Annotated in this window: 21 protein-coding genes and 1 tRNA gene; 20 read left to right on the top strand and 2 right to left on the bottom strand. The window is 69.7% G+C overall.

The annotated features are described in order from the left end of the window. From ABD056_RS02265 to ABD056_RS02245, 5 genes are all read left to right on the top strand, one after another. Entirely contained in the window at nt 1-975 is a 975-nt protein-coding gene (locus ABD056_RS02265) for a beta-ketoacyl-ACP synthase III (RefSeq protein WP_343863995.1), read from the top strand. A 147-nt stretch (nt 976-1,122) separates the two neighbouring features. Continuing rightward, entirely contained in the window at nt 1,123-1,437 is a 315-nt protein-coding gene (locus tag ABD056_RS02260) for an integration host factor subunit alpha (RefSeq protein ID WP_343863993.1), read from the top strand. A 29-nt stretch (nt 1,438-1,466) separates the two neighbouring features. After that, a complete protein-coding gene (locus ABD056_RS02255; RefSeq protein WP_343863991.1) occupies nt 1,467-2,036 on the top strand; it encodes a MerR family transcriptional regulator in 570 nt (189 codons plus the stop codon). 151 nt (nt 2,037-2,187) lie between these two features. Next, nucleotides 2,188-2,264, top strand: a tRNA-Pro gene (locus tag ABD056_RS02250). A gap of 76 nt (nt 2,265-2,340) precedes the next feature. Then, nucleotides 2,341-3,411, top strand: coding sequence for a glycosyltransferase family protein (locus ABD056_RS02245; RefSeq protein ID WP_343863989.1), 1,071 nt, complete (start codon nt 2,341-2,343; stop codon nt 3,409-3,411). On the opposite strand, the gene ABD056_RS02240 is transcribed toward ABD056_RS02245, so the two are convergent. Next, a complete protein-coding gene (locus ABD056_RS02240; protein WP_343863987.1) occupies nt 3,402-3,713 on the bottom strand; it encodes a hypothetical protein in 312 nt (103 codons plus the stop codon). The genes ABD056_RS02245 and ABD056_RS02240 overlap by 10 nt on opposite strands. Before the next feature lie 64 nt (nt 3,714-3,777). Between ABD056_RS02240 and cutA the strand changes: the two genes are divergently transcribed. Further along, nucleotides 3,778-4,116 (top strand): divalent-cation tolerance protein CutA, encoded by a 339-nt coding sequence (cutA, locus tag ABD056_RS02235; protein WP_343863985.1) that lies wholly within the window; start codon nt 3,778-3,780, stop codon nt 4,114-4,116. A 20-nt stretch (nt 4,117-4,136) separates the two neighbouring features. Here the strand turns inward: cutA and ABD056_RS02230 are convergent, their stop codons facing one another. Continuing rightward, nucleotides 4,137-5,297 carry a bifunctional 2-C-methyl-D-erythritol 4-phosphate cytidylyltransferase/2-C-methyl-D-erythritol 2,4-cyclodiphosphate synthase gene (locus ABD056_RS02230; protein WP_343863983.1) on the bottom strand — a complete coding sequence of 387 codons (1,161 nt, stop codon included), beginning with the start codon at nt 5,295-5,297 and terminating at the stop codon, nt 4,137-4,139. Nucleotides 5,298-5,425: 128 nt separating this feature from the next. Between ABD056_RS02230 and ccsA the strand changes: the two genes are divergently transcribed. From ccsA to ABD056_RS02160, 14 genes are all read left to right on the top strand, one after another. Further along, nucleotides 5,426-6,226 carry a cytochrome c biogenesis protein CcsA gene (ccsA, locus tag ABD056_RS02225; protein WP_343863981.1) on the top strand — a complete coding sequence of 267 codons (801 nt, stop codon included), beginning with the start codon at nt 5,426-5,428 and terminating at the stop codon, nt 6,224-6,226. Nucleotides 6,227-6,347: 121 nt separating this feature from the next. Beyond that, nucleotides 6,348-7,358 carry a tRNA dihydrouridine synthase DusB gene (gene dusB, locus ABD056_RS02220; RefSeq protein WP_343863979.1) on the top strand — a complete coding sequence of 337 codons (1,011 nt, stop codon included), beginning with the start codon at nt 6,348-6,350 and terminating at the stop codon, nt 7,356-7,358. Further along, entirely contained in the window at nt 7,358-8,518 is a 1,161-nt protein-coding gene (locus ABD056_RS02215; RefSeq protein WP_343863977.1) for a two-component system sensor histidine kinase NtrB, read from the top strand. Before dusB ends, ABD056_RS02215 begins: the two co-directional genes overlap by 1 nt. Then, a complete protein-coding gene (ntrC, locus tag ABD056_RS02210; RefSeq protein WP_343863975.1) occupies nt 8,515-9,960 on the top strand; it encodes a nitrogen regulation protein NR(I) in 1,446 nt (481 codons plus the stop codon). Before ABD056_RS02215 ends, ntrC begins: the two co-directional genes overlap by 4 nt. A gap of 70 nt (nt 9,961-10,030) precedes the next feature. Further along, nucleotides 10,031-12,298 (top strand): sensor histidine kinase NtrY-like, encoded by a 2,268-nt coding sequence (locus tag ABD056_RS02205; RefSeq protein WP_425545000.1) that lies wholly within the window; start codon nt 10,031-10,033, stop codon nt 12,296-12,298. Beyond that, nucleotides 12,288-13,694 carry a nitrogen assimilation response regulator NtrX gene (gene ntrX / locus ABD056_RS02200; RefSeq protein WP_343863971.1) on the top strand — a complete coding sequence of 469 codons (1,407 nt, stop codon included), beginning with the start codon at nt 12,288-12,290 and terminating at the stop codon, nt 13,692-13,694. Before ABD056_RS02205 ends, ntrX begins: the two co-directional genes overlap by 11 nt. A 49-nt stretch (nt 13,695-13,743) precedes the next feature. Beyond that, nucleotides 13,744-15,123 carry a Trk system potassium transporter TrkA gene (gene trkA / locus ABD056_RS02195; protein WP_343863969.1) on the top strand — a complete coding sequence of 460 codons (1,380 nt, stop codon included), beginning with the start codon at nt 13,744-13,746 and terminating at the stop codon, nt 15,121-15,123. 51 nt (nt 15,124-15,174) lie between these two features. Continuing rightward, nucleotides 15,175-16,053, top strand: coding sequence for a D-amino-acid transaminase (locus ABD056_RS02190; protein WP_343863967.1), 879 nt, complete (start codon nt 15,175-15,177; stop codon nt 16,051-16,053). Further along, entirely contained in the window at nt 16,031-16,711 is a 681-nt protein-coding gene (locus tag ABD056_RS02185) for an HAD family hydrolase (protein ID WP_343863965.1), read from the top strand. The genes ABD056_RS02190 and ABD056_RS02185 overlap by 23 nt, the downstream gene beginning before the upstream one ends. Before the next feature lie 80 nt (nt 16,712-16,791). Further along, on the top strand, nt 16,792-17,049 hold the full coding sequence (hfq, locus tag ABD056_RS02180; RefSeq protein ID WP_343863963.1) for an RNA chaperone Hfq: 258 nt from the start codon (nt 16,792-16,794) through the stop codon (nt 17,047-17,049). A 70-nt stretch (nt 17,050-17,119) separates the two neighbouring features. Further along, the gene (gene hflX, locus ABD056_RS02175; RefSeq protein WP_343863961.1) at nt 17,120-18,391 is read left to right on the top strand and encodes a GTPase HflX; all 1,272 of its coding nucleotides are present in this window, start codon (nt 17,120-17,122) and stop codon (nt 18,389-18,391) included. Nucleotides 18,392-18,395: 4 nt separating this feature from the next. After that, nucleotides 18,396-19,271: an alpha/beta fold hydrolase gene (locus ABD056_RS02170; protein WP_343863960.1), complete on the top strand. Its 876-nt coding sequence runs from the start codon at nt 18,396-18,398 to the stop codon at nt 19,269-19,271. Between the two features lie 68 nt (nt 19,272-19,339). After that, on the top strand, nt 19,340-19,882 hold the full coding sequence (locus ABD056_RS02165; RefSeq protein WP_343863959.1) for a GNAT family N-acetyltransferase: 543 nt from the start codon (nt 19,340-19,342) through the stop codon (nt 19,880-19,882). Between the two features lie 119 nt (nt 19,883-20,001). After that, nucleotides 20,002-20,271: a hypothetical protein gene (locus ABD056_RS02160; RefSeq protein ID WP_343863957.1), complete on the top strand. Its 270-nt coding sequence runs from the start codon at nt 20,002-20,004 to the stop codon at nt 20,269-20,271. Nucleotides 20,272-20,287: the final 16 nt, after the last annotated feature.

Here is a 20,287-nt window from a genome sequence, read left to right as displayed (position 1 = left end):
ATGGTCTATCGGTCCGTCATCGTCGGTTGCGGCGCCTATCTGCCGCAGAAGGTCGTCACGAACGCGGAACTCGCGGCAAGGGTCGAGACCACCGACGACTGGATCGTCGAGCGCACCGGCATCCGCAGCCGGCACATCGCCGCCGACGGCGAGACCACCGGCGATCTCGCCACCCATGCAGCGCTGGATGCCCTGCGCCATGCCGGCGTCGACCCGTCGGAGGTGGATCTGGTCATCGTCGCCACCGCGACGCCGGACAACACCTTCCCGGCCACCGCCGCCAAGGTGCAGGCGCGGCTCGGCTGCCCCGGCGGGCCGGCGTTCGACGTTCAGGCCGTGTGCTCGGGCTTCGTCTACGCCCTGGCGGTGGCCGACAACTTCATCAAGGCCGGCCAGGTGCGCACCGCCGTGGTGATCGGCGCCGAGACCTTCAGCCGCATCCTGGACTGGAGCGACCGCACCACCTGCGTGCTGTTCGGCGACGGCGCCGGGGCCGTGGTGCTGCGGCGCGAGGACGGCGCCGGCACCAACGCCGACCGCGGCATCCTGTCGACCCACCTGCATTCCGACGGCCGTCAGCACGACCTGCTGTACGTCGACGGCGGTCCGTCCTCCACCCAGACCGTCGGCCACCTGCGCATGACCGGCAAGGAAGTCTTCCGCCATGCCGTCGTCAACCTGGCGCAGGTGGTGGAGGAAGCCATCGTCGCCAACGGCCTGACGCCGGCCGACATCGACTGGCTGGTGCCCCACCAGGCCAACAAGCGCATCATCGACGGCACCGCCCGCAAGCTGCAGATGTCCACCGACCGGGTGGTGGTGACGGTGGAACGCCATGCCAATACGTCGGCCGCCTCCATCCCGCTGGCGCTGAACGAGGCGGTGAAGGACGGCCGCATCCGGCCCGGCCAGCTGGTGCTGCTGGAGGCCATGGGCGGCGGTTTCACCTGGGGATCGGCGCTGGTCCGCATGTAACTGCGCGCTACCTCCAAGGAGGTGTTGCGCTACCCCACCGGTCCGTTCCGAAGGGCGCTGCAACGTCGTCTTCCAAGATGTTGATATTGACGGGTTTCCCCTTAGGGGGTTACCGTTGATCCCTAACCTTGGGAATGGGGCGATGCCATGTCCGGGAGAACCATAACGCGGGCCCAGCTCAGCGAAGCCGTCTACCAGGAGGTGGGGCTGTCGCGCAACGAGTCGGCCGATCTGCTGGAAATGGTGCTGGAGGAGATCTCCACGGCGCTGGCCCAGGGGGAGGTGGTGAAGATCTCCTCCTTCGGCAGTTTCTCCGTGCGGCAGAAGGGCCAGCGCGTCGGCCGCAACCCGAAGACCGGCGAGGAAGTGCCCATCCTGCCGCGTCGGGTTCTGGTCTTCCGCCCGTCCCAGCTCCTCAAGAGCCAGATCAACGCCAGCGTGAAGGACGGCACCGCCCATTGACGGGAACGCCGCCGGCAGGGAACGACGACATGACCGACTCGACGGGCGGGACTCGCAACGGCGGGAAGTCCGAAGCTGCGTTTCGCACCATCAGCGAAGTCGCCGAGGAACTGGACGTGCCGCAGCACGTGCTGCGCTTCTGGGAAACCAAGTTCACCCAGATCCGCCCCATGAAGCGGGGCGGCGGCCGCCGCTATTACCGCCCGGAAGACGTGGTGCTGCTGCAGCGCATCCGGGCGCTGCTCTATGACGACGGCCTGACCATCAAGGGCGTGCAGAAGCTGCTGCGCGAGAAGGGCGTGAAGGCGCTGGTGGGCGACGTGGCGCCGCTGCCGGCCAGCCTGGAGTCCGCCGCCGCGGCGGACGACGACCGCTCGCCGTCGCTGCCCTTCGATGCCCCGGCCGCGCCGCCGGCGACCGCAGCCGCAATCGCAACCGTATCCGCTCCGGCATCGGACGAGGTGACGGCGGCGGCTCCTGCCACCCTGTCGCGCGCCCTGCCGGCCGAGGCGCGGGCGGAGATCGAGGCGGCGCTGGCCGACCTTGTGGCGCTGCGCGATGAACTGGCGGCGGAACTGCGGCGTCAGCAGGCGGCGTGACGGGCGGCGGCCGCTGCTCCGGCGGCGGTGAGACAGTGTCCCGCAAGTCCCTCCCACGGCGAGGATTTTTCTACAAATGAGGCGTTGCCAAGCCGTCGGGTGGTGGGTATAGTGCGCGCCTCTTCGGGGGAAACCCCGGAGCAGAGACGGTCGGAGCGTGGCGCAGCCTGGTAGCGCACTTGACTGGGGGTCAAGGGGTCGCAGGTTCGAATCCTGTCGCTCCGACCATTCTCTCCAAATCCAGGACCGACAGGGCGCCCCCAGGGGCGCCCTTCGTCGTTTCAGCCGGAGGTTCGCCCGCGCCATGCCCGCCGCCGCCCTCTATGCCGCCGTCACGCCCCACGGCTACGGCCACGGCGCCATCACCGTGGCGGTGCTGAATGCCCTCGGCACCCTGCGGCCGGACCTGCGCCTCGCCCTGGTCGGCGGCCCGCCAGAAGCGTGGGTGGGGCAGCGCCTGCGCCTGCCGCTCGCCCTGCATGACTGCCGCATCGACGACCCCGGCATGGTCAATGCCGACAGCAACACCGTGCTGCCGGCCGACAGCCTGACTGCCTACCGCCGCCTGTTCGACCGCTTCGAGGCGGCCGTGGCGGAGGAAATGGCGCGGCAGCGCTCGTTCCGGCCCGATCTGGTGGTGTCCAACGTCGGCTTCGTGCCGCTGGAGGCGGCCCGCCGGCTCGGCATCCCCGCCGTGGCGCTGGCGCCCTTCCATTGGGGGCAGATCCTCGGCGCCTACTGCCAGGCGCCGGACATCCTGGAGCGCCTGCAGGCGATCTATGCCGGCGCCGAGGCCTTCCTGCAGACCAGCCCCTTCGTTCCCATGCCGGACCTCGGCAACACCATCCCGGTCGGCCCCATCTGCGCCACCGCCGCGCCCCGGCGGGCGGAGCTGCGGGCGGCACTCGGTCGCGCGCCCGACGCGCCGGTGGTACTGGTGGCCATGGGCGGCTTCGGCGGTGAGCTGCCGGTGGCCCGGTGGCCGCGCTTTCCCGGCTGGACGCTGGTCACCTGCGGCCCCGACCGCGCCGGCCCGCATCCCGACGTGGTGCGCGGCGACGGCCTGCCGTTCAGCTTCACCGAACTGGTGGCCTCGGCCGACGTGGTGCTGACTAAGCCGGGCTACGGCACCGTCACCGAAGCCGCCTGCGCCGGCACCGCGATTCTGTACCGGGAGCGCAACGACTGGCCGGAGACTCCCCACATGATGACCTGGGCAGGGGCCCACGTGCCGGTCGCCGAAGTGGCGGCAGACGAGTACCAAGCCGGTGATTTTGCTGATAAACTGCAAACGTTGTTGCAGGCGCGGGAGCGTCGTCCGGCGCGGCCGTCAGGGGCGGCGGAGGCGGCCGCCATCCTGAACCGCTATCTGTGATCGCCGGCAGCGGCGAGCGACAGGCGGCCGAGCGGGGTGAGCTTGCACACCAGCCAGTCGGGCTTCAGCGGGTTGGCGAACCACGGTTCCGCCACCCCCTTGTCGAGGCAGGCCTGCACCGTCTGCGCCGATACCCGGCGTCCCTCGGCATCGAACAGCGGCAGCTTGCCGCCCGGCTGATCGAGGCCCCGTTGCAGCCACGCCCGCTGGGCGGCGCTCAACGCCACCGGAGTCGGAGCCGCCGCCTCACCCCCGGCGTTGACCTCAACACCCTGTTCGCGCACCTTTTTCCCCCGGCCCATCGACGGCGTTTCCCCTGCCTGCTGACGTCGCGGCCAATCCTACGGATGAGAGGGAGGCGAGTCCATGTCCAGCCCCGTGATCCTCTACATGACCGCCGCCTCCCACGACGAGGCCACCCGCATCGGCCGCGTGCTGGTGGAGGAACGGCTGGCCGCCTGCGTCAACGTGCTGGCGCCCATGACCTCGTTGTACTGGTGGAATGATGCCGTGCAGCAGGAGCAGGAAGTGCCGTTCCTGGCCAAGACCCGGCAGGATCTGGCCGAGGCCGTCATTGCCCGGGTGAAGGCGCTGCACAGCTACGACTGCCCCTGCATCGTCGTCCTGCCGGTCACCGGCGGCAACCCGGCCTTCCTGCAGTGGATCGACGAGCAGACGGCAAAGCCTTCTCCGCCAAAAGATTAGGCGGCTGTCCTCAGGCCGGATCAGAACAGCGCCGGCATCATCACCGTCACCGAGGCCTGGGCGGCGATGCCTTCGCCGCGGCCGGTGAAGCCGAGGCCCTCGGTGGTGGTGCCCTTGACGTTTATCCGCTCCGCCGCGATGCCGAGGATCTCCGCCACCCGCAGCCGCATGGCGGCGCGGTGCGGCCCGACCTTGGGTCGTTCGCAGATGATCGTCACGTCCACATGGGCGATGCGGCCGCCGCGCCCTTCCGCCAGCCGCGCCGCATGGGCCAGGAACATGGCGGAGTCGGCGCCCTTCCAGCGCGGGTCGGTGGGCGGGAAGTGACGGCCGATGTCCGCCGCGCCGATGGCGCCGAGCAGGGCGTCGGTGATGGCGTGCAGGGCGACATCGGCGTCGGAATGCCCCTCCAGCCGGCAGCCGTGCGGCACCTTGACCCCGCACAGCCACACGCCGTCGCCGTCGGCGGCGAAGCGGTGGACATCGAAGCCGGTGCCGGTGCGCGGCTCGGCCGGCAGGTCGAACAGGCGCTCGGCGCGGGCCAGATCCTCCGGCGTGGTGACCTTGACGTTGGCCTCGGCGCCGGGGACGAGGGCGACGGTGCCGCCGGCCGCCTCCAGCACCGCGGCGTCGTCGGTCAGCACCCGGCCGGCGGCGGCGCGATGGGCGGCCAGGATGTCGGCGAAGCGGAAGCCCTGCGGCGTCTGCGCCCGCCACAGGCCGTCGCGCGGCACGGTGGCGACGATGCGGCCGCCGTCGCCGCGCTTCAGGGTGTCGGCGACGGGCAGGGCAGGGATGGCGCCGGGATGATCGGCCAGGGCGGCGATCACCCGGTCGACCAGGCCTGCTTCCAGGAAGGGGCGGGCGCCGTCGTGGATGAGCACCAGGTCCGGCGCCAGCGCCGCTGCCGCCTCCAGGCCGAGGCGGACGGACTCCTGCCGCTCCGCCCCGCCCGGCACCGGATCGGGCAGGCCGAGGCCGGCGGCGGCTTCGTCATAGAGGCGGCGGTCGTCGGGGTGGATGACGGTCAGCACCGCATCGACGGACGGATGCGCCGCCAGCGCCGCCAGGCTGTGGCGCAGCAGGGGCCGGCCGCCGAGGCGGCGGTACTGCTTGGGCAGGCCCTCGCCCATGCGGGCGCCGCGACCCGCCGCCACCACCAGCGCCACCACCCGCACCATGCCGTTCCTCCTGCCTTCAGGCCTTGTTCACCGCCGGCCGCCGGCCGGTCGTTCCGGCGCCGGACGGTAGCAGCCGGCGGCCCTCGGCGCGATTGTTTTTCGCCGGAGCCTGTGCCTATAGTCCGCGCATGATCCAAGGGATTGTCTACGATCTGGGCGCCGCCGTGTCGCTGCTGCCGCTGGCGCTGGTGAACCGCCGCGTCACCGCCGGGCGCGACCGCATGTTCTGGCTTGCCACCGCCCTGGCCGTGGCCGGTCCCGCCATGCACGCCCTGGGGCAGATATTCGGCCCGTGGCACACCGGCTTTGCCATGGCCATGTGGATGGCGGTTGCCGTGTCGGTGCTGCTGTTCGCCGGCCTGGCGGCGGTGAGCCGCAGCGCCTGGCGGCTGGCGCCGCTGCTGGCGCCTTACCTCATCGCCCTCGGCCTGCTGGCGGCCATCTGGCGCACGGCGGTGGGACCGCGGCTGTCGGCGCCCATTCCGCTGGGCTGGGTGGAATTGCACATCGGCGTGTCCGTTGTCACCTACGGCCTGCTCACCCTGGCGGCCGTGGCGGCGCTGGGGGCCTTCCTGCAGGAACGGGCGCTGAAGCGCAAGCAGCGCACGCCGCTGACCATGATGCTGCCCGCCGTGGCCGAAAGCGAGGGCCTGTCCGGCCGCCTGCTGGTGGCGTCGGAGGTGGTGCTGGGCGTCGGCATCCTCAGCGGCATGGCGGTGCAGTACCTGGAGACGGCGCGGCTGCTGGTGCTCGATCACAAGTCGCTGCTGGCGCTGCTGGCCTTCGCGCTGATCCTGGCGCTGCTGGCGTCGCGGCGGCTGTGGGGGCTGCGGGGGCGGGCGGCGGCTCGCGGCATCCTGGTCGCCTATCTTCTGCTCACCCTTGCCTATCCCGGCGTCAAGTTCGTCACCGACGTGATTCTCGCTTAGGCACCGCCGGCCAGCGCTTAGGCAGGGCGGCCGGCGAAACGCCCTTGCGGCGGCCCCACTGCCTACTTACTATGCAGCCTGTGTTACAATCCTGATCCGGTCCCCCCGCCGGAGGAGACGCATGATCCCATTGTGTCCGCCCCTGCGGATCGGTCCGCTGGCGCTTGCCAACCCGGTGCTGCTCGCCCCCATGTCGGGCGTGACGGACCAGCCGTTCCGCCGGCTGGTGCGGCGGTTCGGCGCCGGGCTGGTGTTTTCCGAGATGATCGCCAGCGGCCAGATGGTGCGCGCCCACAGCGACACCCTGCGCATGTCCACCGCCTGCGACGAGGAATGGCCCATGGCCGTCCAGCTGGCGGGCAACGAGCCGGAGATCATGGCCGAGGCGGCGCGCATGAACATCGACCGCGGCGCCGCGCTCATCGACATCAACATGGGCTGCCCGGTGAAGAAGGTGGTCAAGGGCTACGCCGGCTCCGCCCTCATGCGCGACGAGGTGCTGGCCGGCCGCATCATGGCGGCGGTGCGGGCGGCGGTGCCGGACACGGTGCCGGTGACGGTGAAGATGCGCCTGGGCTGGGATACCGACTGCCTGAACGCGCCGCGCCTCGCCCGCATCGCCGAGGACAGCGGCCTCGCCATGGTCACCGTCCACGGCCGCACCCGCCAGCAGATGTACACCGGCACCGCCGACTGGAGCGCCATCCGGGCGGTGACCGAGGCGGTGAGCCTGCCGGTGACCGGCAACGGCGACATCGCCAGCGAAGCCGACGCCGCCGACATGCTGCGCCAGTCGGGCGCCGTCGGCGTCATGATCGGCCGCGGCAGCCAGGGGCGGCCGTGGTTCCTCGGGCAGGTGGCGCACTACCTCGCCACCGGCGAGCGGCGGCCCGACCCGACCCTGGCCGAGCAGCGCGACGTGCTGCTGGAACACCTGGAGGCGCTGCTGTCTCACTACGGCGCCTACAAGGGCCTGCGGGTCGCCCGCAAGCACATCGCCTGGTACACCTGCGGCCTGCCCGACGGCAACGCCTTCCGCGAGCGCATCAACCGCCTGGAGGATGCCGCCGCGGTGCGGGCCGAGATCCATTCCCTTTACGCCGCCGCCGCCGACCGCAGGGCGGCCGCCTGATGACCGGGTCCACCGTGCGCACATCCTCGTCTTCGTCGTCTTCCACTTCCATTCCCGCCGCGCGGGGGGGCACCGCTCCCGACCCGGCGGCGGTGCTCAACACCCTGCCGACCGCCGTCATGGTGCTTGACGATGCCGGCATCATCCGCGAGGTGAATACCGCCTGCGAACACCTGTTCGAGCTGGGCTCCGGCCACCTGTGCGGCATGGCGCTGACCGACCTGCTGCCACCCGACAGCCCGGTGGTCGGCCTCGTGCAGCAGGTGAGCGCCGAAGCCTATGGTGTTGCCGAACATGGCCTTACGCTCGACAGCCCGCGCACCGGCCTGCGCACCGTGACGGTGCAGGCGACGCCCATGGCGGAGCGTCGCGGCTGGGTGGTGCTGGCGCTGGTGGAGCAGACGCTGGCCATCCGCATCGGCCAGCAGATGGGCCACCGCAACGCCGCCCGCTCGGTCACCGCCATGTCGGCGCTGCTGTGCCACGAGATCAAGAACCCGCTGTCGGGCATCCGCGGCGCCGCCCAGCTGCTGGAGCAGAGCACCGGCGAGGAAGACCGCGTCCTCACCCGCCTGATCATGGACGAGACCGACCGCATCGTGAAACTGGTGGAGCGCATGGAGGTGTTTTCCGACACCCGCCCGCCGGTGCGCGAGCCGGTGAACATCCACCAGGTGATGGAGCATGTGCGGCGCATCGCCGAAACCGGCTTCGGCCGCCATGTGCGCTTCATCGAGCATTACGACCCCTCGCTGCCGCCGGTGCCGGGCGACCGCGACCAGCTGATCCAGGTGTTCCTGAACCTGGTGAAGAACGCCGTCGAGGCGGCGCCCGAGCAGGGTGGCGAGGTGGTGCTGTCGACCGCCTACCAGCATGGCGTCCGCGTCGCCGTGCCGGGCTCGCGCACCCGCATGAACCTGCCGCTGGTGGTGTCGGTGCAGGACAATGGCGAGGGCATCCCCGACGACCTGCGGCCGCACCTGTTCGACCCCTTCGTCACCACCAAGCCCAAGGGCTCCGGCCTCGGCCTCGCGCTGGTGGCGAAAATCGTCAACGACCACGGCGGCATCATCGAGTTCGACAGCCAGCCGCGCCGCACCGTCTTCAAGGTGATGCTCCCGATCGTGCGTACCGGGGGCCGAGAGAGAAAGTCCCGATGACCACCTCCACCATCCTCGTGGCCGACGACGACCACGGCATCCGCACCGTTCTCAGCCAGGCCCTCGGCCGCGCCGGCTACGACGTCCGCACCACCGGCAACGCCGCCACCCTGTGGCGCTGGGTGTCGGACGGCGAGGGCGACCTGGTGATCACCGACGTGGTGATGCCGGACGAAAGCGGCCTCGACCTCATCCCGCGCATCAAGAAGATCCGCCCCGACATGCGCATCATCGTCATGTCGGCGCAGAACACCCTGCTGACGGCGGTGAAGGCGACCGAGCGCGGCGCCTTCGAGTACATGCCCAAGCCCTTCGACCTGACCGAGCTGGTCAACGTCGTCAAGCGCGCCCTCAGCCTGCCCAAGAGCACCGGCGCCCGCGCCGTCGCCGAGATCGAGGACGACGAGCGGTTGCCGCTCATCGGCCGCTCGCCGGCCATGCAGGAGATCTACCGCACCCTCGCGCGGCTGATGAACACCGACCTGACGGTGATGATCAACGGCGAGTCCGGCACCGGCAAGGAACTGGTGGCGCGCGCCCTTCACGATTACGGCAAGCGCCGCAACGGCCCCTTCGTCGCCGTCAACATGGCCGCCATCCCGCGCGAGCTGATCGAGAGCGAGCTGTTCGGCCACGAGAAGGGTGCCTTCACCGGCGCCCACGCCCGCGCGCAGGGCCGGTTCGAGCAGGCCGAGGGCGGCACCCTGTTCCTGGACGAAATCGGCGACATGCCGCCGGAGGCGCAGACCCGCCTGTTGCGCGTGCTGCAGGAAGGGGAATACACCACCGTCGGCGGCCGCACGCCCATCCGTGCCAACGTGCGCATCGTCGCCGCCACCCACCGCGACCTCAGCCAGCTGATCCGCCAGGGCCTGTTCCGCGAAGACCTGTTCTACCGCCTGAACGTGGTGCCGATCCGCCTGCCGCCGCTGCGCGAACGGGCCGAGGACATCCCCGAACTGGCCAGCCACTTCCTGACCGTGGCGACCGAGGAGGGCCTGCCGCCCAAGACCCTCGACCCCGCCGCCATGGACCGCCTTAAGCGTCACCGCTGGCCCGGCAACGTGCGCGAGCTGGAAAACCTCATGCGGCGGCTGGCGGCGCTTTATGCGCAGGAAGTCATCGGCGTCGAGGTGATCGAGCTGGAACTGGCCTCGGCCACCGCCGCCCCGGCGGCGCCGGCGGGGACGGAAGGCGAGGGGCTGTCGGATATGGTGGAACGCCACCTGCGCGACTATTTCTCTGCCCATGCGGACGGGCTGCCGCCGCCCGGCCTCTACGACCGGGTGCTGCGCGAGATCGAACGGCCGCTGCTGGCGCTGACGCTGGAAAGCACCCGCGGCAACCAGATCCGCGCCGCGCAGGTGCTGGGTCTGAACCGCAACACCCTGCGCAAGAAGATCCGCGACCTCGACATTTCCGTCGTGCGCGGCATGAAGTGACGGACCAACGCCGTTGAGCGACACCCCGACGCCCACTGCCGGTACACCCGTTTCGCTGCGGCGCTCCTTCATGCGCCTCGGCCTGTGGGCGCGCCACATCAACCTCGGGCGCAAGCTCGCCATCCTGCTGACGCTGGCCGCCATCGCCTCCGGCGCCGCCACCTACGTGGTGATGACGGACCAGGGCGGCACGGCGACCGAAAGCACGCCGCTGTTCCTGCTGCTGCAGCTGGACCTGGTGCTGCTGCTGATGCTGACGGTGGTGGTCACCCGCCGCATCGTGGCCCTGTGGATGGAGCGGCGCACCGGCTCGGCCGGGTCGCGGCTGCATGTGCGGCTGGTGCTGCTGTTCTCGGCGGTGGCGATCACGCCGACGGTGGCGGTCGCCATCTTCTCCGCCCTGTTCTTCAACCTGGGCGTCCAGGCGTGGTTCGGCGAGCGGGTGAAGACCGCCCTGCAGGAAAGCCGCGAAGTCGCCCGCGCTTACATGGTGGAGCACCAGCAGGCCATCGCCGGCGAGGTGCTGGCGGTGGCCAACGACATCCTGCGCCAGTGGCCGCAGCTGGCCCGCTCCACCCAGGCGCTGGAACGCTTCCTGGAGGCGCAGGCGTCCATCCGCGGCCTGTCCGAAGCCCTGATGTTCACCACCGACGGCAAGGTCTTCGCCCGCGCCGGCTTCACCTTCGCCCTGCAGTTCGAGGACGTGCCGTTCTGGGCCATCGAGCGCGCCAACAACGGCGAGGTGGCGGTGCTGACCGGCGAGACCGACGACCGCGTGCGGGCGCTGGTGCGGCTCGACACCATGCCGCCGAGCTTCCTCTACGTCGGCCGCTTCGTCGATCCCAAGGTCATCAACCACATGGAGCGGACGGAGGAGGCGGTTTCCGAATACCAGCGGCTGGAGGGGCAGCGCTCCGGGCTGGAGATCACCTTCTCGCTCATGTTCATCATCGTCGCCCTGCTGCTGCTGCTGGCGGCGGTGTGGGTCGGGCTGACGCTGGCGACCCGGCTGGCGAGCCCCATCGTCGCCCTCATCGACGCGGCGGAACGGGTGAGGGCGGGCGACCTGTCGGTGCGGGTGCGGGAGATCGTCGCCAGCGACGAGGTGGCCTCCCTCGGCCGTGCCTTCAACCGCATGACCAGCCAGCTGTCGAGCCAGCACGAACGTCTGGTCGCCACCAACCGCGAACTGGACGAACGCCGCCGCTTCACCGAAACGGTGCTGGAAGGGGTGTCGGCCGGCGTCATCGGCACCGACGCGCTCGGCCGCATCACCCTGCCCAACCGATCCGCCTGCACGCTGCTGGAAACCGACCTGCACGCCTGGGTCGGCTGGCCGGTGGCCGACGCGGTGCCGGAATTCGCCGAGGTGATGGAGGAAGTGGCGCAGCGCCCCGACCGCACCCTGCAGCGCGACATCGTCATCCAGCGCGGCGGCCGCTCGCTCACCCTGCTCATGCGGGTGACGGCGGAAAACCTGGAGGGGCAGGTAATCGGCCACGTGCTGACCTTCGACGACATCACCGAACTGCAGTCGGCGCAACGCAAGGCCGCCTGGGCCGACGTCGCCCGCCGCATCGCCCACGAGATCAAGAACCCGCTCACCCCGATCCAGCTGTCGGCGGAGCGCCTGAAGCGCAAGTACCTGAAGCAGATCGACGAGGACAGCGACACCTTCGTCAAGCTGACCGACACCATCGTCCGCCACGTCGGCGACATCGGCCAGATGGTCGACGAGTTCTCCGCCTTCGCCCGCATGCCGCAGCCGGTGATGAAGCGGGAGAACCTGAACGAACTGGTGCGGCAGGCGGCCTTCCTGCAACGCACGGCCTATCCGCAGATCACCTTCGAGCTGGACCTGCCGCAGGGCCGGGTGGGGCTGGATTGCGATGCCCGCCAGGTCGGGCAGGCGCTCACCAACCTGATGAAGAACGCGGTGGAAGCCATTGACGGCCGGGCCGCGGCGGAGGATGGTGAAGAGCTGCCGCGCGGTCGCGTGCGGGTGCAGGTGACGGCCCCGGAAACCCCCGGCGGCGGCCCCACCACGGTGACGGTGGAAGACAACGGCAAGGGCCTGCCGGCCGGCGAGGATCGCCAGCGCCTGACCGAGCCTTACGTCACCACCCGGGCCAAGGGCACCGGCCTCGGCCTCGCCATCGTCAAGAAAATCCTGGAAGACCACGGGGGCGAATTGGTATTGGAGGATGCCGGGGACGGCGGCGCTCGCATTTCGCTTGTGTTCCCGCCCTCGCGATCCGCGCCCGGTGACGCCGCGGTCGACCCGTCGAAGTCCGATCCTCTTCCTTCGTCAGACGTTCGATCCAACCATGGCGCGTGACATTCTCATCGTCGACGACGAATCCGACATCCGCATGCTGATCGCCGGCATCCTGGAGGATGAAGGCTATGAGCCGCGGGAAGCCGCCGATGGCGACAGTGCGCTGGAGCAGATCCGTGCCCGCGCGCCGTCCATGGTGGTGCTCGACATCTGGCTGGAAGGCAGCCGCCTGGACGGCCTGCAGGTGCTGGAGGCCATCAAGGCCGAGCACCCCCAGGTGCCGGTGGTGATGATCTCCGGCCACGGCACCATCGAGACGGCGGTCTCCGCCATCAAGATGGGCGCCTACGATTTCATCGAGAAGCCGTTCAAGTCCGACCGCCTGCTGCTGATCATCCAGCGGGCCATGGAAGCCGCCGACCTGCGGCGCGAGAACGAGGAACTGCGCCTGCGCGCCGGCGGCCCGCCGGAACTGGTGGGCATTTCCGCCACCGTCGGGCAGGTGCGCCAGGCCATCGACCGGGTGGCGCCGACCGGCTCCCGCGTTCTCATCTCCGGCGCGCCGGGGGCGGGCAAGGAAGTGGCGGCCCGCCTGATCCACAGCAAGTCCAAGCGCGCCGCCGGACCCTTCGTGGTGGTCAACTGCGCCGCCATGCACCCCGACCGCATGGAGATCGAGCTGTTCGGCACCGAGCAGCCGGTGGACGGGCAGGCGACCCGCAAGGTCGGCATGTTCGAGCAGGCCCACGGCGGCACCCTGCTGCTGGACGAAGTGGCCGACATGCCGCTTGAAACCCAGGGCAAGATCGTCCGCGCCCTGCAGGAACAGACCTTCGAGCGCATCGGCGGCACCAAGAAGGTGGAGGTGGACGTGCGCGTCATCGCCACCTCCAACCGCGACCTGCAGCACGTCATCTCCGACGGCGCCTTCCGCGAGGATCTTTACTACCGCCTGAGCGTGGTGCCCATCCGCATCCCGCCGCTGCGCGACCGCCGCGAGGACATTCCGGTGCTCGCCCGCCACTTCATGGAGCGCGCCGCCCAGGTAGCCGGCATGGCGCCGCGGGTGATCGGCGACGACGCCATGGCGGCCCTGCAGAGCTATGAATGGCCGGGTAACGTGCGCCAGCTGCGCAACGTGGTCGACTGGCTGCTGATCATGGCGCCGGGCGACCCGCGCGAGCCGATAACGGCGGAAAACCTGCCGGCCGAGATCGGCTCCATCACGCCGGAAGTGCTGCGGCTGGAAAACTCCAGCCAGATCATGTCGCTGCCCCTGCGTGAGGCGCGCGAGCTGTTCGAACGGGAATACCTCATCAGCCAGATGACCCGCTTCAACGGCAACATCTCGCGCACCGCCGAATTCGTCGGCATGGAACGCTCGGCCCTGCACCGCAAGCTGAAGGCGCTCGGCGTCACCGGCTCGGGCGGCGGGCCGGACGAGGCCAAGCGGTGACCTTCTTCATCGTGCCGCACCGCCGTCGGCTGCGGCTGGAGGACCGAGCATGAAAGTCATCATCTGCGGTGCCGGCCAGGTCGGCTTCAACATCGCCCGCTATCTGGCGGTGGAAAACAACGACATCACCGTCATCGACCAGCGGCCGGACCTGATCCGCAAGATCGCCGACAGCCTGGACGTCAAGGCGGTGCTGGGCTACGCCTCGCACCCCAACGTGCTGGAGCAGGCGGGCATCGCCGACGCCGACATGATCATCGCCGTCACCGCCTACGACGAAGTGAACATGGTCGCCTGCCAGGTGGCGCACAGCCTGTTCTCGGTGCCGACCAAGATCGCCCGCGTGCGCAACCAGTCCTACCTGCAGCCGATCTGGGCCAACCTGTTCTCGCGCGAGAACATGCCCATCGACGTCATCATCTCGCCGGAGATCGAGGTCGCCCGCGCCGTCACCCGTCGCCTGCGGGTGCCGGGCGCCATCGACATCATTCCGCTGGCGGAAGGGAAGGTGCAGGTGCTGGGCGTGCGCTGCACCGAGGCGACGCCGGTGGTCCACACGCCGCTGCGCCAGCTGACGCAGCTGTTCCCCGACCTGCAGATCGTCATCGTCGGCATCGTCCGCGACGGCCGCGCCATGGTGCCGTCGCCCGACGACCAGATGCTGCCCGGCGACGAGGTCTACTTCGTCGTGTCCCGCGACCACATGGGCCGTGCCCTCTCGGCCTTCGGGCACGAGGAGAAGGAAACCCGCCGCGTGCTCATCTTCGGCGGCGGCAACATCGGCCTGTTCCTGGCCCAGCAGCTGGAAACCGAACACCCGGAAATCAGCGCCAAGGTCATCGAGATCGACAAGGAACGGGCGGAGTTCGTGGCCAAGACGCTGAACCGCACCATCGTGCTGAACGGCGACGTGCTCGACCCCGAAATCCTCGACGAAGCAGCCATCGGCACGGTGGAAACGGTGGTGGCGGTGACCGAGGACGACGAGGTCAACATCCTCGCCTCGCTGCTGGCCAAGCGGTCCGGCGCCCAGCGCGCCATCGCGCTGCTGAACAAGACCACCTACAACGCCCTGGTCAGCCCGCTCGGCATCGACGTGGTGGTGAACCCGCGCGCCATCACCGTCTCCAACATCCTGCAGCACGTGCGCCGCGGCCGCATCCATGCCGTCCACTCCCTGCACGAGGGCTTCGGCGAGATGATCGAGGCCGATGCGCTGGAAACCAGCTCCATCGTCGGCAAGCCGCTGCGCGACGTGAAGCTGCCCAACGGCGTCATGCTCGGTGCCGTGGTGCGCGGCGGCAAGGAGGTCATCAGCCCGCGCGGCAACACGGTCGTCCAGGGTGGCGACCGCGTGATCCTGTTCGCCGCCAAGGAAGCGGTGAAGCGGGTGGAGAAGATGTTCTCGGTGCGGCTGGAGTACTTCTGACGCCCTGCGCCGTTCGTTACGATCCTGCACGGAAGAAGGGGAATCCCCGCCATGTCTCGCATCGCCTACGTCAACGGGCGCTACGTGCCGCATTCCCAGGCGACGGTCCATGTGGAGGACCGCGGCCTGCAGTTCGCCGATGGCGTCTACGAGGTGGTCGCCCTCTGGCGCGGGCTGCCGGTGGACCTCGGCCCGCACCTCGACCGCCTGGAAACCGGCCTTGCCTACCTGCGCATCCCCATGCCCATGAGCCGCCGGGCGCTGGCGCTGGTGCTGCGGGAGACGGTGCGCCGCAACGGCATCCGCACCGGCATCGTCTACCTGCAGATCAACCGCGGCGTCGCGCCGCGCCTGCACACCTGGGGCGATGACCTGTCGCCGAGCGTCATCGTCACCGCCCGCCGCATGGCGTCGCTGGCCCGGCCGACCATCGAGGAGGGGGTGAAGGTCATCTCCGTCCCCGACATTCGCTGGAAGCGGCGCGACATCAAGACCGTCGGCCTGCTCGCCAACGTGCTGGCCAAGCAGCAGGCGCACGAGGCCGGCTGCCCGGAGGTCTATCAGGTCGACGACGACGGCATGGTCACCGAGGCCGGGTCGTCCAACGCCTGGATGGTGGATGCCGACGGGCGCCTGATCACCCGGCCGCTCGGGCACGAGATCCTGCCCGGCATCACCCGCCAGCGGCTGATCGTGCTCGCCCGCGCCGCCGGCATGGAGGTGGTGGAGCGCCCCTTCAGCCTGGACGAGGCGAAACGGGCGCGGGAAAGCTTCTTCTCCAGCACCACCAACTTCGTCATGCCGGTGGTGCAGGTCGACGATGCGGTCATCGGCAACGGCCGGCCGGGATCGGTCTCCGGCGCCCTGCGCGCCCTGTACATGGATTACCTGAAGGACTTGCCGGCCGATGCCTGGACTGCCGCGACCTGACGCCATCCTGTTCGACTGGGACAACACCCTGGTCGACACCTGGCCCTGCATCATCCGCGCCATGAACGCCACCCTGGATGCCATGGGCCATGACCCGTGGACGGAGGAGGAGGCCCAGCGGCGCATCGCCCGTTCCCTGCGTGAGGCGTTCCCCGACCTGTTCGGCGAGCGGTGGCAGGAGGCGGCGCAGATCTTCTACCGCACCTTCGGCGAGGTGCACCTGGAGATGCTGCGGCCCTTGCCCGGCACCGCGGAGATGCTGGCCGCCTTCCGCGACGCCGGCGTGATGCTGGGCGTCGTCTCCAACAAGACCGGCCGCTATCTGCGGGCGGAGGCGGACCACCTGGGCTGGACGCCGCACTTCCACCGGCTGATCGGCGCCGGCGATGCGCCCCGCGACAAACCGGCGGTGGACGTGGTTCATCTGGCGCTGGCCGAAAGCGGCATCGAACCGGGCCGCCACAGCGTTTGGTTCGTGGGTGACATGGCGGTGGACATGCAGTGCGCCCGCGACTCCGGCTGCCGGCGGGTCCTTCTGCGCCCGATGGCGGCTGCGGAGGACGAGTTCGAGGGCTGCGCGCCGGAGGTGCATCTGACCTCGGCGCATGGCCTTCTCCAACTGTTTCGTGATGAGACGGTTCCCAACGCCGCGGATTGATGGTAACCAGGGCTGGTGAATGATCCGACGCGGGCCGAACCCGCGCGGGGGCAAGAATAACAAACTTAAAGGGCCGACATATGTCTGCTGAAAAGAGCCAGAATGTTCAGGACGTGTTCCTGAACCACATCCGCAAGAACAAGGCTCCGGTCACCGTCTTCCTCGTGAACGGCGTGAAGCTTCAGGGCATCGTCACGTGGTTCGACAACTTCTCCCTGCTGCTGCGCCGCGACGGCCACACCCAGCTGGTCTACAAGCACGCCATCTCCACCGTCATGCCGACCTCGCCGATATCGCTGTTCGAGCAGACGAAGGAGGAGGGCGAGGCTCAGTCCTGACCGACGAGGCCGCGCCGCAAGCGTGACAGAAACAGACAAACACAACCGCGAACGCGCACCCGCCCGCTGCATGGTCGTCCACCCCGCGCTCAAGCGGGGCGGTGGCGACGATGCGCGCGACCCGCAGGCCCGCCTGGACGAAGCGAAGGGCCTGGCGCTTGCCATCGACCTGAACATCGTCCACGGCGAGGTGGTGCCGGTCAGCAAGCCGAAACCCTCCACCTACCTCGGCGAAGGGCAGGTGGAGCGGCTGGCGAAGATCGTCGAGGACAACGGCGTCGAGGTGGCGGTCATGGACTGCGCCGTGACGCCGGTGCAGCAGCGCAACCTGGAACGGGCGTGGAAGTGCAAGGTCATCGACCGCACCGGCCTGATCCTGGAAATCTTCGGCGAACGCGCCCGCACCCGCGAGGGCATGCTGCAGGTGGAACTTGCCCACCTCAGCTATCAGCGCTCCCGCCTTGTCCGGTCGTGGACCCACCTGGAGCGCCAGCGCGGCGGCTTCGGCTTCCTCGGCGGCCCCGGTGAAACCCAGATCGAAATCGACCGCCGGCTCATTGGCGAGCGCATCGCCAAGCTGAAGAAGGAACTGGAGGAGGTCAAGCGCACCCGCAACCTCCACCGCGAGGCGCGGCGGCGCGTGCCGTACCCCATCATCGCCCTGGTCGGCTACACCAACGCCGGCAAGTCGACCCTGTTCAACCGCCTGACGCGGGCCGAGGTCTACGCCCAGGACCAGCTGTTCGCGACCCTCGACCCGACCATGCGCGGCCTCGTGCTGCCGTCGGGCACCAAGGCGATCCTGTCCGACACCGTGGGTTTCGTCTCCGACCTGCCGCACGAACTGGTCGCCGCCTTCCACGCGACGCTGGAAGAGGTGCTGGAGGCCGACGTCATCGTCCATGTGCGCGACGCCGCCAGCCCGGACACCGAGGCCCAGAAGGCCGATGTGGAGAAGGTGCTGCGGGTCGAGCTTGATCTCGGCGACGAGGTGGACGAAGGCCTGCTGGAGGCCCTCAACAAGATCGACCTGCTGCCCGACGACGCCCGCGCCGAACTGCTGAGCCAGACCGGCCGGTCGGAGCACATGGTGGCGCTGTCGGCCGTGACCGGCGAGGGCACCGAAGCCCTGCTGCGGCGGATCGAGGAACTGCTGCTGCGCAATCGCGAGACGGTGGAAGTGGACGTGCCGCTCTCCGACGGCGGCCTGATTGCCTGGCTCTACCGCAAGGGTGACGTGGTCTCGCGCACGGACGACGAGGAGAACGCCCACATGGTGGTGCGCCTCGACCCCGCCGATGCCGAACGTCTGCGCAACGGCGGGGCCAACGGCCGGGACTGACGCCGTGGGCGAAGCCGTCGCGCCGCTGTGCGGGGCTCTGCAACGGGGTCCGTTCTCCCTGTCCTTCGGGGTGGAAGGGCAGGGCGTGCCGACGCTGGTGATCGGCAGCGCCGTCTACTATCCGCGCACCTTCTCCGCCGATTTGCGCCGCCATCTGCGGCTGGCCTTCGTCGACCACCGGGGATACGGCGGCACGACAGGCGGCTACGGTGCCGACGACATCACCCTCGACCGCGTCATCGAGGATATGGAGGCGCTGCGCCGCCACCTTGATCTGGACGAGCGTGTCGTGGTGCTGGGTCATTCCGGCCACGGCTACATGGCGCTGGAGTATGCCAAACGGTATCCGCAGCATGTGGCCGGGGTGGTGATGGTCGGCACCGGACCGAGCCACGGCGCCGCCGACATGGCCCTGGCCGAACGGGCCTGGGCGGAGGCGGTGTGCCCGGAGCGCAAGGCTCGTTACGACGCCGACATGAGCGGCCTGGCTGACGCCATCGCCGCCGACCCGGACAACCGCTTCGTCACCTTCTGCCTGCGCATGGCGGCGCGGTCGTGGTTTGACCCGGCCTTCGACGCGGCGCCGCTGTGGCAGGGGGTGACGGTCAACCTGCCGGTGATCGACCACCTGTGGGGCGAGACCTTCCGCGACATCGACATAACCGCCGGGCTGCCGGACCTCGACCGGCCGGTGCTGCTGGCCATGGGCCGCTTCGACCATCTGGTGGCGCCGGTAGAGGCCTGGGCGCCCCGCCGGCCGCTGTTCCGCGACCTGACGGTGCGGGTGTTCGAGCGCAGTGGCCATACGCCGCAGCTGGAGGAACCGGCCGCCTTCGATGCCGTTCTGCTGCAATGGCTGGCCGCCAAGGGGCTTGCATAGGCCCTTGTGACGCGGCCCGCGCGGGCGTATGAACCGCCGCCGATACCCCTTGCGGAGCCTGCCTGTCCATGCCGCCGTCCCCCATCGTCCTCCGCCCCGCCACTGCCGCCGACATGGCGCAGGTGCAGGCGATCTATGCCCACCACGTGCTCACCGGCATCGCCTCCTTCGAGACCGAGCCGCCGACGGTGGCGGAGATGGAACGCCGCCGCGCCGACATCGCCGGCCGCGGCCTGCCGTATCTGGTGGCGACGGATGGCGCCGGCGGGCCGGTGGTCGGCTATGCCTATGCCGGGCTCTATCGGCCGCGTCCGGCCTACCGCCATACGGTGGAGGATTCGGTCTACGTGGCGCCGGGGCAGGGCAGGCGGGGCATCGGCCGCGACCTGCTGGCCGCCGTCATCGCCCGCTGCGAGGCCCTGGGCTTGCGCCAGATGATCGCCGTCATCGGCGATAGCGGCAATGCCGGCTCCATCGGCCTGCACGAGAGCCTGGGGTTCCGCCGCGTCGGGCTGCTGCCGTCGGTGGGGTTCAAGTTCGGCCGCTGGGTCGACAGCGTGCTCATGCAGCGCCCCTTGGGCGATGGCGATGGCAGCCTGCCGGCGGACTGACGGCCGCGCCAGGGATCTACTAGTAGACTGCAGGCCGGGAAAGGCGTGAAACACGGCTGGACCCTCGGCGGCGGACGTGAGACTCTTCTACTAGTAGAACGGCGGAGGAGGGCGCCCGCATGGCCACCACCGAATCGCAGACCCGCTGGCGGCGCAAGAACCGCTTTGTGAAGAAGCAGCTGAACGTCATGGCCCGTGGTCAGGTCCACGGCTGGCTGGAGGACGTGGGCGACCGCTTCGCCCTGCGCGGCAAGGGGGAGGCGGTGGCCTTCTCCGCCTTCGTGGTGCAATGGCTGATGCAGCAGTCCGCCCATAACGGCGAGGCGGCGCGCCTGCTGGAGCTGCTGTCCGCCGCCTATCACGCCGACCGTGAGCTGTATGCCCCCTGACAGGCGTAGTCCCCTA

The organism is Caenispirillum bisanense, from assembly GCF_039523075.1.
Taxonomy (GTDB): domain Bacteria; phylum Pseudomonadota; class Alphaproteobacteria; order Rhodospirillales; family Rhodospirillaceae; genus Caenispirillum; species Caenispirillum bisanense.
Note: the sequence above shows the minus strand (reverse complement) of the source record. Positions and strands in the feature narration are given on the sequence as shown.